The sequence below is a fragment of the Pseudomonas sp. PB101 genome (assembly GCF_009764265.1).
Classification (GTDB): domain Bacteria; phylum Pseudomonadota; class Gammaproteobacteria; order Pseudomonadales; family Pseudomonadaceae; genus Aquipseudomonas.
This window is the reverse complement of the sequence record NZ_RWIR01000052.1, coordinates 59211-73720: the sequence shown is the minus strand read 5'-3', so window position 1 is coordinate 73720 and position 14510 is coordinate 59211. Positions and strand designations below refer to the sequence as shown.

General features: G+C 60.2%; 15 protein-coding genes. 10 read left to right on the top strand and 5 right to left on the bottom strand.

The window, feature by feature from the left end; translation table 11 throughout:
• Positions 1–29 precede the first annotated feature (29 nt).
• Genes EI969_RS15440 through EI969_RS15420 form a run of 5 tightly spaced genes read left to right on the top strand, consistent with a single transcriptional unit; the run spans position 30 to position 4621 of the window.
• The gene (locus EI969_RS15440; protein ID WP_160388551.1) at positions 30–1058 is read left to right on the top strand and encodes a DUF5924 family protein; all 1029 of its coding nucleotides are present in this window, start codon (positions 30–32) and stop codon (positions 1056–1058) included.
• A 54-nt stretch (positions 1059–1112) separates the two neighbouring features.
• Positions 1113–2261, top strand: a complete 1149-nt coding sequence (locus EI969_RS15435; RefSeq protein ID WP_160388550.1) for an ABC transporter permease — start codon at positions 1113–1115, stop codon at positions 2259–2261.
• Positions 2258–3061 (top strand): ABC transporter ATP-binding protein, encoded by an 804-nt coding sequence (locus EI969_RS15430; protein WP_160388549.1) that lies wholly within the window; start codon positions 2258–2260, stop codon positions 3059–3061. Before EI969_RS15435 ends, EI969_RS15430 begins: the two co-directional genes overlap by 4 nt.
• A gap of 1 nt (position 3062) precedes the next feature.
• The gene (locus EI969_RS15425) at positions 3063–4001 is read left to right on the top strand and encodes an MlaD family protein (protein ID WP_160388548.1); all 939 of its coding nucleotides are present in this window, start codon (positions 3063–3065) and stop codon (positions 3999–4001) included.
• On the top strand, positions 3998–4621 hold the full coding sequence (locus EI969_RS15420) for an ABC-type transport auxiliary lipoprotein family protein (RefSeq protein WP_160388547.1): 624 nt from the start codon (positions 3998–4000) through the stop codon (positions 4619–4621). The genes EI969_RS15425 and EI969_RS15420 overlap by 4 nt, the downstream gene beginning before the upstream one ends.
• 110 nt (positions 4622–4731) lie before the next feature.
• On the opposite strand, the gene EI969_RS15415 is transcribed toward EI969_RS15420, so the two are convergent.
• Positions 4732–5382: an HAD family hydrolase gene (locus EI969_RS15415; RefSeq protein ID WP_160388546.1), complete on the bottom strand. Its 651-nt coding sequence runs from the start codon at positions 5380–5382 to the stop codon at positions 4732–4734.
• Positions 5383–5409: 27 nt separating this feature from the next.
• Positions 5410–5955 carry a gamma carbonic anhydrase family protein gene (locus tag EI969_RS15410; protein ID WP_150718243.1) on the bottom strand — a complete coding sequence of 182 codons (546 nt, stop codon included), beginning with the start codon at positions 5953–5955 and terminating at the stop codon, positions 5410–5412.
• Between the two features lie 88 nt (positions 5956–6043).
• Between EI969_RS15410 and prlC the strand changes: the two genes are divergently transcribed.
• Entirely contained in the window at positions 6044–8095 is a 2052-nt protein-coding gene (prlC, locus tag EI969_RS15405; RefSeq protein WP_160388545.1) for an oligopeptidase A, read from the top strand.
• On the top strand, positions 8092–8370 hold the full coding sequence (locus EI969_RS15400) for a YheV family putative zinc ribbon protein (RefSeq protein WP_160388544.1): 279 nt from the start codon (positions 8092–8094) through the stop codon (positions 8368–8370). Before prlC ends, EI969_RS15400 begins: the two co-directional genes overlap by 4 nt.
• 38 nt (positions 8371–8408) lie before the next feature.
• Here the strand turns inward: EI969_RS15400 and EI969_RS15395 are convergent, their stop codons facing one another.
• A complete protein-coding gene (locus EI969_RS15395) occupies positions 8409–9053 on the bottom strand; it encodes a dual specificity protein phosphatase family protein (RefSeq protein WP_160388543.1) in 645 nt (214 codons plus the stop codon).
• A gap of 236 nt (positions 9054–9289) precedes the next feature.
• Positions 9290–9595, bottom strand: coding sequence for a hypothetical protein (locus tag EI969_RS15390; RefSeq protein WP_160388542.1), 306 nt, complete (start codon positions 9593–9595; stop codon positions 9290–9292).
• 207 nt (positions 9596–9802) lie between these two features.
• On the opposite strand from EI969_RS15390, the gene EI969_RS15385 reads away from it, so the two are divergent.
• From EI969_RS15385 to EI969_RS15375, 3 genes are all read left to right on the top strand, one after another.
• On the top strand, positions 9803–10861 hold the full coding sequence (locus EI969_RS15385) for a PA0069 family radical SAM protein (RefSeq protein WP_160388541.1): 1059 nt from the start codon (positions 9803–9805) through the stop codon (positions 10859–10861).
• Between the two features lie 244 nt (positions 10862–11105).
• Positions 11106–11837, top strand: coding sequence for a carbonic anhydrase (locus EI969_RS15380; RefSeq protein ID WP_160388540.1), 732 nt, complete (start codon positions 11106–11108; stop codon positions 11835–11837).
• A gap of 90 nt (positions 11838–11927) precedes the next feature.
• A complete protein-coding gene (locus EI969_RS15375) occupies positions 11928–13454 on the top strand; it encodes a SulP family inorganic anion transporter (protein WP_160388539.1) in 1527 nt (508 codons plus the stop codon).
• 121 nt (positions 13455–13575) lie between these two features.
• On the opposite strand, the gene EI969_RS15370 is transcribed toward EI969_RS15375, so the two are convergent.
• Positions 13576–14226, bottom strand: a complete 651-nt coding sequence (locus tag EI969_RS15370) for a hypothetical protein (RefSeq protein WP_160388538.1) — start codon at positions 14224–14226, stop codon at positions 13576–13578.
• Positions 14227–14510: the final 284 nt, after the last annotated feature.

Below are 14510 nucleotides of genomic sequence, written 5' to 3'. Positions count from 1 at the left end.
TTTTCCTACAACTACTGTGAAAACGCCGAATGCAAAAGCTGACCCTTTTCGTACAGCGCATCCTCGAATTGATGAAGCGCTATCCCGGGGTCATTGCGCTCGCTGGTTTCATCTCCGGGGTGGGCAGCTTCATTCTGGTCGATCGCCAACAGGGCCTGGCGACCTGGATCACCACCATCATGCTGATCAGCTGGATCTGGCTGATGCTGGAAAACAGCCTGACCAAGCTGTTCACACGCATTTTCAAGCGCGAAATCCCGGAGCCCTTGCTGCGTTACGCCACGCAGATGATCCATCAGGAAAGCCTGTTTTTTGTCCTGCCGTTCTTCTTCATCACCACGACGTGGAACAGTGGCCAGTTGTTTTTCACCGGGCTGCTGGGCATCGCGGCGCTGATTTCGATCATCGACCCGCTCTACTACAAGTGGCTGGCGCCACGGCGCTGGGCGTTCCTGGCCCTGCACACCCTGACCCTGTTCGCCGCGCTGCTCACGGCGTTGCCGGTGATCATGCACCTGACCACCGCGCAAAGTTTCAAATGGGCACTGGGTATCTCGGTGCTGTTGTCGTTCCCGAGCCTGGCGTCGATCTTCCCGATTCGTACCCTGCGCAGTGCGCTGGCGATTCTGAGTATCACCCTGGGCATCGGCGCCGTCGGTTGGACGCTGCGCTCGTGGGTGCCGCCGGCGACGCTGTGGATGACGGACGTGGCCATCAGCACGCAAATGCAGGACCGCACGCCCGGCGCCAGCCTCGACACAGTCAGCGCCGAGCAGATCCGCAATGGCGGGCTTTACGCCTACACCGCGATCAACGCCCCGCGTGGCCTGGACGAGCGGATTTATCACGTCTGGCAGTTCAACGGTAAAGAGGTCGACCGCATCCCGCTGGATATTCACGGCGGGCGCAAGGAAGGTTACCGGGCCTGGACCCACAAACAGAACTTCCCGGGCAACCCGGCCGGCAAATGGCAGGTTCGGGTGCTGACCGAAGATGGCCAGGTCATCGGCGTGCTGCGTTTCGAAGTCACGGACAGCACAGCGATCAAAGAAAAGTAGTCAGGTTCGTGCTATTACGTAGTGCTGCGAAATCACTGAACAAGCACGGAGCTTATGATCAGCAGCACGACGGCCGGCAATGCCCAGTTGGACACGTCGCTCACCCCTGCACGGTTGCGGGTGACGGGCGACTGGACGCTTGCCCATTACGCTGACTTGAAGCTGTTGAGCGAAAAACTCTATGGCCAGTACGACGCCAACACCCCCGTCGACCTCAATGGTCTCGGCGCTCTCGACACGGCTGGCGCCTCGCTGTTGGTCGAGCTGCTCGGCTCCGAGCGCCTCGGCCGCTCCGCCGAGCATCCGGATTGCACACTCTCCAGCGCCGATCGTGCGTTGCTGCAGACCGTCTACCGCTCGCTGACCGATTTCTGCGTACCGATCAAGGAGCCGCAAGTCAGCGTCACCGTGCAGTTGCTGACCCGCATTGGCCGGGCGGTGGACACCGTCTGGCAGGACACCCTGCAACTGCTGGGTTTCGTTGGCCTGATCATCGAAACCATCGTTCGCGGCCTGTTCCGGCCCAAGCGCTGGCGCGTCACACCGATGATCGCGCACATCGAACAGACCGGCCTCGATGCTGCCCCCATCGTTGCCCTGCTGACTTTTCTGGTGGGCGCCGTGGTGGCGTTTCTCGGGTCGACGGTGCTGGCCACGTTCGGCGCCACGGTCTTCACCGTCGACCTGGTGGGGTTCGCCTTCCTGCGCGAGTTCGGTGTGCTGCTGACCGCGATCCTGATGGCCGGGCGCACCGCCAGCGCGTTCACCGCGCAAATCGGCTCGATGAAGGCCAACGAAGAAATCGACGCCATTCGCACCCTGGGCCTCGACCCCGTGGAATTGCTGGTGGTGCCTCGGGTCCTGGCGTTGCTGATCGCCCTGCCGATGCTGACCTTTGTGGCGATGCTGTCGGGGATCATCGGCGGTGCGGTGGTCTGCGCGGTGAAGCTGGATATCTCGCCGGCGATGTTCATCTCGCTGCTGCAATCGGACATCGGTGTTCAGCACTTTCTGGTGGGGATCGTCAAAGCACCGGTCTTCGCTTTCCTGATCGCCGCGATTGGTTGCCTCGAAGGCTTCAAGGTCAGCGGCAGCGCCGAGTCTGTGGGCGCCCACACCACGTCGAGTGTGGTGCAGTCGATTTTCGTGGTGATCGTGATGGATGCGATAGCGGCGATGTTTTTCATGGAGATGGGCTGGTGAGTCGTATTCCCCGAGCGCCCAGCGAGGCGGTGATTGAAGTCCGTGGGCTGTGCAATCGCTTTGGAAGCCAGAGCGTGCACGAAAACCTCGACCTGGATTTGTACAAGGGGGAAATCCTCGCCGTGGTCGGTGGTTCCGGCAGCGGTAAATCGGTGTTGCTGCGCAGCATTGTCGGGTTGCGTCAGCCGAGCGAGGGTGTGGTGAAAGTCTTCGGCAAAAACCTGCCGACCTTGTCCGAGCACGAGCGCTCGCGGGTGGAACGGCGATTCGGCGTGCTGTTCCAGAAAGGCGCCTTGTTTTCCTCGCTGACGGTGACCGAAAACGTCGCCCTGCCGCTGATCGAGCACGCCGGCTTGAGCCGCAACGACGCGGAGCACCTGGCGGCGGTGAAAATGGCCCTGGCCGGGTTGCCCCTGTCGGCGGCGGAGAAGTACCCCTCGTCGCTGTCCGGCGGGATGATCAAGCGTGCCGCGCTGGCCCGGGCATTGGCGCTGGATCCGGACATCCTGTTCCTCGACGAGCCCACCGCCGGTCTCGACCCGATTGGCGCCGCCGCGTTCGACCAATTGATCCTGACCCTGCGCGATGCCCTGGGCCTGAGTGTCTTTCTGGTGACCCACGACCTCGATACGCTCTACACCATCACCGACCGGGTGGCGGTGCTGGCGCAGAAAAAGGTGCTGGTGGCGGACGCCATCGACAAGGTGTCGGAAACCAACGATCCGTGGATTCACGAATACTTCCATGGCCCTCGCGGCCGCGCGGCATTGACGGCCGCCCAACAGCTCAACGAGGTCTGACATGGAAACCCGAGCCCATCATGTATTGATCGGCCTGTTCACCGTGATTGTGGTGACGGCCGCGCTGCTGTTCGGCCTGTGGCTGGCCAAGTCGAGTGTCGACACCGAGTTCAAGGATTACGAGGTCGTGTTCAACGAGGCGGTCAGCGGTTTGTCCAAGGGCAGTTCGGTGCAGTACAGCGGGATCAAGGTCGGCGACGTGATCTCGCTGCGCCTGGATCCGAAAGATCCGCGCCGGGTACTGGCGCGAATTCGCCTGGCCGGCGACACCCCGGTCAAGGAAGACACCCAGGCCAAACTGGCCCTGACCGGCGTCACCGGGACTTCGATCATCCAGCTCAGCGGCGGCACGCCACAGAGCCCGACGCTCAAGGGCAAGGACGGCAATCTGCCGACCATCGTCGCCTCGCCCTCGCCCATCGCCCGCCTGCTCAATGACAGCGAAGACCTGATGGCCGGGGTAAACACCCTGATGCATAACGCCAACCGGATGTTTTCCACGGAAAACATCGAGCGCATCAGCAATACCCTGGAGAACCTGGAGCAAACTACCGGGACCATTGCCGAGCAGCGCGGCGATATTCGCCAGGCCATGCAGCAACTGGCCTCCGTCGGCAAGCAGGCCAACACCATGCTGGAGCAGACCACGGCGCTGATGCGCAATGCCAACGGGCTGCTCAATGAACATGGCAAGGAGGCGCTCGGCAGTGCCGAACAGGCGATGAAGTCGCTGCAGCAAAGCAGCGCCACCCTCAACAAACTGATCAGCGCCAATCAGGATTCGCTCAACAGCGGTATGCAAGGCCTCAATGGCCTGGGTCCGGCCGTGCACGAGATGCGCGAAACCCTGTCCTCGTTGCGCGTCATTACCAAGCGTCTGGAGGCCGACCCCAGCGGTTACCTGCTGGGCAGTGAAAAGACCAAGGAATTCACGCCATGAAGCTGATTCAGATTGCCCTCCTCGCCGGCTTCACGCTGATCGGTTCGTGCTCGATACTGCCCAAGCCCGAACCCTTCGAGGTCTATAGATTGCCTTCGGCGCAGAGTTCATCGGCCAGCCATGGCGCGCCGCAGCGGTGGTCATTGCGCCTGAACAAGTTCCAGTCCAGCGAAGCGTTGAACAGTCCGAACATTGCCGTGATTCCTCAGGGCGACGTGCTCAGCCACTACAAGGGTTCGCGCTGGACCGACCCGGCGCCGGTGCTGGTGCGCAATCGCCTGCTGCAAGGTTTCCAGCATGACGGACGGGTGACATTGCTGAGCACCGATGACAGCATCTTCCAGACCGATCTTGAATTAGGCGGCAGCCTGCAGGCGTTCCAGACCGAGTATCAGGATACGAATGCCAGCGTGGTCGTGCGTCTGGATGCCCTGCTGGTGCGCAGTTACGATCAGCGCCTCCTCGCCAGCCGCCGCTTTGAAGTGCGCCAGCCACTCAGTGCCGTGCAGGTCCCGGCGGTGGTGGTCGGGTTCGGTCAGGCGAACGATCAGTTGACCACGCAGGTGGTGAACTGGGCGGTCGAGCAAGGGCAGAAGCTGGCGCCACCACCCAGACCCTGAACACCTGCACCGTGCCCCTGTGGGAGCGGGCTTGCCCGCGATGGGGGCGTGCCTGGCACACTGCGTTGTAACAATCGCCAGCAAGCCGGCTCCTACAGGGGTTGGCCTTTTCAGCGCGGCAAAAACGCCTGATGCAACTCGGCCAGCGTTTCAAAGTGATAGGCCGGCGCTTCGGCGCTCAATTCTTCGTGGCTGCCAAATCCGTAACCCACTGCCGCTGCGTCCAGGCCGTTGCTGCGCGCGCCGATCAGGTCGTGTTTGCGGTCACCGATCATCAGGGTATTGGCCGGGTCGAGGTTTTCTTCGGCCATCAGGTGAGCGATCAGCTCGACCTTGTTGGTCCGGGTGCCATCCAGTTCGCTGCCGTAAATCACCTTGAAGTGTTTGGCAAAGTCGAAATGCCGGGCGATTTCCCGGGCGAACACCCACGGTTTCGAGGTCGCGATGTACAGCTGACGGCCTTGTCCGCCGAGGGTTTCCAGCAGCGGGGTGACGCCGTCGAACACGCGGTTTTCGTACAAACCGGTGACCTTGAAACGCTCACGGTAGAAATTCACCGCCTCCCAGGCCTTGGCTTCGTCGAAGGCGTAGAACTGCATGAAGGCCTGCAACAATGGCGGGCCGATGAAGTGCTCGAGTTTGGCCAGATCCGGCTCATCGATACCCAGCTTGCCCAAGGCAAACTGGATCGAACGGGTAATGCCCTCGCGCGGGTCGGTCAGGGTGCCATCGAGGTCGAACAGAACGGTTTGGTAATGCATGTTGAATCCTGAAAATGAGGGGCCGGGTCAGAGCTGGTCGTAGCCTTCGGCCAGATGCAGGTCCTTGAGCTTCACGTAGTTCGCCGCGCTGTAGGTGAAAAAGGCGCGTTCCTTGTCCGTCAACGGGCGGATCTGCTTTACCGGGCTGCCCACATACAGGAAGCCGCTTTGCAGATGTTTGCCCGGTGGCACCAGGCTGCCGGCGCCGATGATCACGTCATCGTCGACCACCGCACCGTCCATGACGATGCTGCCCATGCCGATCAATACCCGGCTGCCCACCGAACAGCCGTGCAGCATGACCTTGTGGGCGATGGTCACGTCGTCGCCGATCAGCAACGGGAAGCCATCGGGGTTGAACGGCCCGGCGTGGGTGATGTGCAACACACAGCCATCCTGCACGCTGGTGCGCGCGCCGATGCGGATACGGTGCATGTCGCCACGGATCACCGTCAGCGGCCAGACCGAGCTGTCCGCGCCGATTTCAACGTCGCCGATCACCACCGCCGAGCCGTCGACAAAAGCGCCTTTGCCGAGCAGCGGCGTGTGGTTCTGATACTTGCGAAGGTTCACGATAGGGTTTCTCTCTGTCGCTGATAGCTGCGGTGAGTGTCGATTGTAATTAAGATGGCTGCATGTTTCTCCAGCCAAGGTATCAACCGTGAGCGTGAACAACCCTCTTTTGCAGTCCTACGACCTGCCGCCGTTCTCCGCCATCCGCGCCGAACACGTGCAACCGGCCATTGAACAGATCCTGGCTGACAACCGCGCCGCCATCGTCGAGATCCTCAAGACCCAGGCCAAGCAGCCAACGTGGGCCGGCCTGGTGCTGGCGATGGACGAACTCAACGATCGCCTGGGCGCGGCGTGGAGCCCGGTCAGCCACCTCAATGCCGTGTGCAACAGCGCCGAACTGCGCGAAGCCTACGAGTCGTGCCTGCCGGCCTTGAGCGCCTACTCCACCGAAATGGGCCAGAACCGTGAACTGTTCCAGGCCTTCGAAGCCCTGGCCAGCAGCCCGCAGGCCAGCGGTTTCGACGTGGCGCAGAAAACTATCCTGGAACACGCCCTGCGTGACTTCCGTCTGTCGGGTATCGACTTGCCGGAAGCCGAACAGAAACGTTACGCCGAAGTGCAGAGCAAACTCTCCGAACTGGGCAGCCGTTTCTCCAACCAGTTGCTCGACGCCACCCAGGCATGGACCAAGCATGTCACCGATGAAGCCGCCCTCGCCGGCCTGACCGATTCGGCCAAGGCGCAAATGGCCGCTGCGGCCCAGGCCAAGGATCTGGACGGCTGGCTGATCACCCTGGAATTCCCGAGCTATTACGCGGTGATGACCTACGCCCAGGACCGCGCACTGCGTGAAGAAGTCTACGCAGCCTACTGCACCCGAGCGTCGGACCAGGGACCGAATGCCGGTCAGAACGACAACGGCCCGGTCATGGAAGAAATCCTCGACCTGCGTCAGGAGTTGGCCAGGCTGCTGGGTTTCGGCAGCTTCTCCGAGCTGAGCCTGGCAACCAAAATGGCTGAGTCCAGCGATCAGGTGCTGAGCTTCCTGCGCGACCTCGCCAAGCGCAGCAAGCCGTTCGCCGCCCAGGATCTGGAACAGCTCAAGGCCTACGCTGCCGAGCAAGGCTGCCCGGACCTGCAAAGCTGGGACAGCGGTTTCTACGGTGAAAAGCTCCGTGAGCAGCGTTACAGCGTCGCCCAGGAAGCCCTGCGCGCCTACTTCCCGATCGACAAGGTGCTCAGCGGCCTGTTCGCCATCGTGCAGCGCCTGTACGGCATCGAGATCGCCGAACTCAAAGGCTTCGACGCCTGGCACCCGGATGTGCGCCTGTTCGAGATCAAGGAAAACGGCCAGCACGTCGGCCGCTTCTTCTTCGATCTCTATGCCCGCGCCAACAAGCGTGGCGGTGCCTGGATGGACGGCGCCCGCGACCGTCGCCGCACGGCTGGCGGCGTGCTGCAAAGCCCGGTGGCGAACCTGGTGTGCAATTTCACCCCGGCCGACAGCGGCAAGCCTGCGCTGCTGACCCACGATGAAGTCACCACCCTGTTCCATGAATTCGGCCACGGCCTGCATCACCTGCTGACCCGCGTCGAGCATGCTGGCGTGTCTGGCATCAACGGCGTGGCCTGGGATGCCGTCGAACTGCCAAGCCAGTTCATGGAAAACTGGTGCTGGGAGCCGGAAGGCCTGGCGCTGATTTCCGGTCACTACGAGTCCGGCGAACCGCTGCCTCAGGATTTGCTCGGGAAAATGCTCGCGGCGAAAAACTTCCAGTCCGGCCTGATGATGGTCCGCCAACTGGAGTTTTCGCTGTTCGACTTCGAGCTTCACACCACCCACGGCGACGGCCGCAGCGTGCTGCAAGTGCTCGAAGGCGTGCGCGATGAGGTCTCGGTGATGCGTCCGCCGGCCTACAACCGCTTCCCCAACAGCTTTGCGCACATCTTCGCTGGCGGTTATGCCGCGGGCTACTACAGCTACAAGTGGGCTGAAGTGCTGTCGGCCGATGCCTTCTCGAAATTTGAAGAAGAAGGCGTGCTCAACGCCGACACCGGTCGAGCCTTCCGTGAAGCGATCCTGGCCCGGGGCGGCTCCCAGGAACCGATGGTGTTGTTCGTCGACTTCCGTGGCCGTGAGCCATCGATTGACGCACTCTTGCGCCACAGCGGCCTGAGTGAGGACGCAGCAGCATGAGTGAGGGACCTGTGATCACGAAAAAACGCTTTATCGCCGGGGCGGTATGCCCGGCATGCAGCGAACCGGACAAGTTGATGATGTGGAACGAAGACCTGGTCCCGCACCGTGAGTGCGTGGCCTGCGGTTACTCCGACACACTCAACGAGCAGGGGCTGTCGGTTCCCAAGGAGCTGGGGACGCGGGTCAACACCAGCGCACCCAAACCAGCCGCCACCAAGGTTCAGGCGGTTCAGTTCTTCCCGAACCCGAAACTGAAGAAAAAGCCTGAGTGAAAAAAAGCCCCCGCTGCGCCATGCAGCGAGGGCTTTTCTTATTCGATATGAGCCGACTTGAACCAACTCTTCATTGAGCACGCGGCGAACGGGCTGGTGCTGCAATCGCCATTGGCCAGCGCCGTGCGCAGTTTGTCCACATCGGCCTGCATCATGTAGCGAATGCCATCCTTGAAATGGGTGCTGTCACCAAAGCCGCCCTGGGTCATCTCGTCCAGGGCCTCTTCCTTGCTCCAGCCCTGGACGACGACCCGATACATGGCCGCCATCAGGCCGGTGCGGTCGGAGCCGTGTTTGCAGTGCATCAGCACCGGGCCTTGGGCTTCGGCAGACGTGATGGCGCGCAGGGCCTTGAGCACATCGGCGTCATCCACATGGTTGGTGCGATAAGGCAGATGTACTTGCCTGATGCCCGGCGTGGACAGCCAACCGGAGTCTTGTTCCGGCAGGAAGTTGATCACCGTGCCGATCTTGAGGTTCTCCAGCAGCGATACCGCTTCCTTGTCCGGCAAGGCGCTGCGGTAGAGGGTTGGCGACATCTGAAAGAGGTTGTACTGCTTCTCGACCGGTTGCGCCCAGTCTGCCGGGCGCTGAACCACACTGTCGTCAGCAAGTGCCGGTGCCAGGTTAACGAGTGCAATGAGCGACAGGCAGATTGCAGATATGAATCGTCGTAAGGGCATGCTTGAGCGACCGCTCTGAAGGGGACGGGAAGATGCTGGCAAGGATCAGCCAAGCCCGGTCAAAGACCTGTGAGCGAACCGTCAAAGAATCGTGAAGCTGAAGGCGTGATGAGTGTTCCATCAAGGATCTGGCTTCGCTCATTGAAAGAACTTTGTCATATGCAAAATCAAATCCGATCGATTGTCAGTTTCGACCGGATCTGATTAATAAATATATATTTGCCTGAAACTTTGCTTCAAGGCTGGGCAATGCTTGCGTACGCTTTAGCCAGCGTCAGCAGTTTTTCCTTGTCAGCGGAATTGATGGTCCCGTTGCCATCAATATCTTTGTCGACCTTACCGATGCTAAAAGACTGGCCCCCGTCATAGGAGGACGCAATTATTGTGGTGGAGTCCAGCAAAGACGTGGTTGTTGCCGAGTTTTCTTCATCCCAGCCTTCCTCCTTGAGAGCGAACTGCATCGATACCAGTACTTCATTTGGGTCGACTATGGTCGGTCCAAGTTTTTGCAGAAAGATACCGCGGCGATTGAAAAACGACATAAATAAATCCTTTTATAGAATATCGGTATGTGTGTGTAGCGAAAAAAAATGGTATCTGCTGTCTTGCCGAAACAGCCAGAACTTATATGTTTCTCCCAGTTGCTTCATGTAAGGGCACATGACAAATGATTAGAAAGTGCCGAACGGTGCTGGTCGAGTGGTTTTGATCGGCGTACTGTATGCGCATACAGTCATTGGGTGTTTTTCATGCACACGCCATCTCCTCCCCGTGGCCGCGGCACCGCGACCAACCCGCACAACCGTTTCGCCCCCAATCGTTCGGTGGTCGAAGACGACGGCTGGTATCAGGAAGCACCGGTTACCCAAGGCACCGAGGTGCGCATCGAAACGGCGAAAACCATCATCACCCGCAATACCTCGCCGGATTTGCCATTCGATCGGTCGATCAATCCCTACCGCGGCTGCGAGCATGGTTGTATCTATTGTTATGCAAGACCGAGCCACGCCTATTGGGACATGTCGCCCGGGCTGGATTTCGAGACAAAACTGATCGCCAAGACCAACGCCGTGGATGTGCTGGAGGAGCAGTTGTCCAGGCGTGGCTATCAATGTGCGCCGATCAACCTCGGTTCCAACACCGACCCGTATCAGCCGATCGAGCGCGAATACCGGATCACGCGTCGAACCCTCGAAGTACTCCTGCGTTACCGGCATCCGGTGACCATCGTCACCAAGGGCTCGCTGATTCTGCGTGACCTGGACCTGCTGACCGAGCTTGCCAGCCAAAGACTGGTGGCGGTAATGATCAGCCTGACCACCCTGGACGACGAACTCAAGCGCATCCTCGAGCCCCGCGCCGCAGCACCCAAGGCGCGGTTGCGGGCCATTCGGGTGATGCGCGAGGCGGGCATCCCGGTCGGCGTCCTGTGTTCACCGATGATCCCGATGATCAACGACAGCGAGCTCGAAAGCCTGCTCACCGAGGCCCATGCAGCCGGGGCGCAGAGCGCTGCCTACATGATGTTGCGCTTGCCGCTGGAAGTGGCGCCGCTGTTCGAGGAATGGCTGGGCGCCCATTATCCGCAGCGGGCCGCGCATGTGCTGAGCCTGATTCGCCAGAGCCGTGGCGGTGAACTCTATGACAGCCGCTTTGGCGCTCGAATGCGCGGCGAAGGCCCGTTTGCGGACTTGCTGGCCCAGCGCTTTGCCAAGGCGATCAAGCGGCTGGGGCTCAATCGCCGGGAGGGGTTCAATCTGGACTGCGACGCCTTTTGTCCGCCGGGTCGCCAAATGTCGTTGATTTGAGGACAATTGGCCTATGGTTGAGTACTGAGGAGCGCCCTCGAGCTTTAGGGTGGTCACGTTTTTTGTGACCTGGAACACGCGTTCTAGAGCGTTTTATTCAGTTTCAATTAAGATTCGGCCGCTACCTTGTTCATCGAGTGACTGACTGGTCGAGATGTTTGGCCCGGATGTTTTTTAACCAGCCACTGGCTCCACACCGGACCCCACGGGACGACTTTGCGAGCCCGCCAATGAGGATGAATTCATGAGTGACAAGGATAAACAGCCGTTGGCTGCGTCGGCTTCAGCCCAACCCGAGGCCGAATCCGCCGATGCGGCGTTGCAGCATATCGTTGACGGTTTTTTGCATTTTCATCATGAGATATTTCCCCAGCAGGAAGAGCTCTTCAAGAAACTCGCCACGGCCCAGCGGCCACGCGCGATGTTCATTGCCTGCGCCGATTCGCGCATCGTTCCTGAATTAATCACTCAAAGCTCCCCTGGCGATCTGTTCGTGACCCGCAACGTCGGTAACGTCGTACCGCCTTACGGGCAAATGAACGGGGGCGTATCCACGGCCATCGAGTACGCCGTACTGGCTCTGGGTGTGCATCACATCATCATTTGCGGGCATTCCGACTGCGGCGCCATGCGCGCGGTGCTCAACCCGGACAGTCTGGAAAAAATGCCCACGGTCAAAGCGTGGCTGCGTCACGCCGAAGTGGCCAAGACCATGGTGCAGGAGAACTGCAACTGCTCTAACGAAAGCGAAAGCATGCACATCCTCACCGAAGAGAATGTGATCGCCCAGTTGCAGCATCTGCGCACCCATCCGTCGGTGGCCTCGCGCATGGCCAACGGTCAGTTGTTTATCCACGGCTGGGTCTACAACATCGAAACCAGCGAAATCAAAGCGTACGACGCCGATCAAGGCAGTTTCCTGCCGCTTGATGGCAGCCTGCCAATTCCTGTGGCGACGCCCAAAGCGCGCTTCTGAATCCTCCAAAATCGTTGTGTGGTTTAGCCGTGGCTGCCGTTCAGGCAGCCTGGCTTTGCCATGCCTGAAGAAAACTTCGGGAGACTCACCATGCGTGCTGCTCGACTCAAAGCTGTTCTGCCACGGGAGCTGCTGGCTTCGGTGGTTGTGTTTCTGGTCGCCCTGCCCTTGTGCATGGGCATCGCGATTGCCTCGGGGCTGCCGCCGGCCAAAGGTTTGATCACCGGCATCATCGGGGGGCTGGTGGTCGGCTGGTTGGCCGGCTCGCCATTGCAAGTCAGTGGCCCGGCGGCGGGTCTGGCCGTTCTGGTGTTTGAATTGGTGCGCCAACACGGTATTGCCATGCTCGGGCCCATTCTGTTGCTGGCCGGGTTGCTGCAACTGGTGGCGGGTCGATTGAAGCTGGGATGCTGGTTTCGGGTGACGGCGCCTGCGGTGGTGTACGGCATGCTGGCCGGGATTGGCGTGCTGATCGTTTTGTCTCAGGTGCATGTGATGCTGGATGCCGTGCCCAAACCCTCGGGTCTCGATAATCTGGCAGCCTTCCCGGCGGCGCTGACCCAGGCGCTGCCTACGTTTGGCTGGCAAGCCGGTTTGCTTGGTTTGTCGACGATCGCTGTCATGTGGCTGTGGGAAAAATTTCGTCCGCGATCCCTGCGCTTCATTCCCGGAGCGCTCCTTGGCGTCGGCCTGGCCACGCTTGCCAGCCTGGTGCTGGCGTTGCAGGTCAAACGGGTTGAGGTACCGGCCAACCTGACGGAGGCCATCGACTGGTTGAAGCCGATGGACCTGCTCAACCTGGCGGATCCGACCTTGCTGATCGCTGCGTTTGCCGTGGCCTTCATCGCCAGCGCCGAAACCCTGCTCTCGGCCGCGGCGGTTGATCGCATGCACAGCGGTCAGCGATCGGACTTCGACCGGGAGCTGTCAGCCCAGGGTATCGGCAATATGTTGTGTGGCCTGCTTGGGGCGTTGCCGATGACGGGCGTTATCGTGCGCAGTTCGGCGAATGTTCAGGCCGGAGCAACTACGCGGTTTTCCACCATTTTTCACGGCCTGTGGCTGCTGGCGTTCGTGCTGTTGCTGTCCAGCGTGTTGCAGAGCATTCCGGTGGCGAGCCTGGCGGGCGTACTGGTGTACACCGGCTTCAAACTGGTGGATCTCAAGGTCTTTCGTGGTTTGGGCCGGTATGGTCGGGCGCCGATGTTCACTTACGCGGCAACCGCGCTGGCCATCGTTTTCACGGATTTGCTGACGGGCGTGCTGGTTGGCTTCGGCCTGACGCTGGTGAAGCTGGCGCTGAAAGCCTCGCGTTTGAAAATCAGCCTGATCGACCTGCCTCAGGAAGGGCAGATGGAATTGCGCCTGGCGGGCGCGGCGACTTTCCTCAAGGTGCCGGCGCTGACCCGGGTGTTGGGCAGCATTGCGCCGGGCACGACGGTGCATGTGCCACTCAACAATCTGAGCTACATCGATCACTCGTGCCTGGAACTGCTGGAGGACTGGGGACGGGCGAATGCGGCCAAGGGTTCGAGGCTGTTGATTGAGTCGCGGGGGTTGAAGCGCAGGCTCGAGGGACGGGTGCGGACGAATACCGGCATAGGCGCGGCTGGCTGAGACTCCAGTGTGGGAGCGAGCTTGCTCGCGATGGCGGTGGATCAGTCAACCTTGATGTTGAATGACATGGCCTCATCGCGAGCAAGCTCGCTCCTACAAGGAGATTGTGTTTACCGATGGATCAAGCCGCCGGCTGATCCAGTTCCAGGCCTACGCCCAAGCGCCGGGACATGCACGGCCAGCGTTTCCACGCGGCACCGGTGTCCGGGCTGTTGAGCTTCTCGCGGTAGGCTTCCACCGATTCCAGCGCGAAGCTTTCGTCGTTGAGCATTTCGTCGATGGCGTGGTGCACCACTTCGTCCAGTTGGTTGGCGAACGACTCACCGATCAATTGGTGAGCAATCAGGTTGGCGACAGTCATGTCCAGGGGGATCAGTGGCTGGCCGAAATGCTTGATGTACAGGTCGTTGACCTCTTCGACAAACCGGTGCGCAAGGTAGGCTTCATCCAGCAGGCTATCGAGCCCGACATGACCGGCCATGATGGCTGGCGGCTGGAGGAAGTACTGCTCGGCGATTTTCAGCACCGGTTTGATCTGTGACTCAATGCCCGCTTCCCTGGCGACTTCATTGGCTGCATCCAGCAGGTCGGGCACTTCTTCGATGTAGGCGGCGACAAATCGCGTCAGTACGCTATTGGCGTCCGCTTCCGGCAATTGGATGGCCGGGTGTAGATGAGGCAGTTTGCTTTCCAGCTGACGCGTCAGCAGGCCGGTTTCTTTTTCGTGCTGTTGGGCTTTTTCGATCTGCTCGCGCAATGCGGCGGTGTTCATGAAAACTCCAGGAAACAAGGCAATGAAATAGGGAAGACATAACTTAGCTGGCTTACGAAAAATGCTAAGACGCATTTGTCATAATTATTTCATCCTTGAGACGCACCCGTTATATCGATTTGCCACCACTCGTCTGCATCCTTCTCCATTCGTGCCCGGCAATGCAAGTTAATGCTGTTTCAGATGATTTACGCCTTCGCGTTGCGAGGTCGGAGGTGCTGTCTATACTCGGGGTGGAATGGAGTTAGCTGATGACGCCCGACTGCATATGCAGCAAGGCCCGG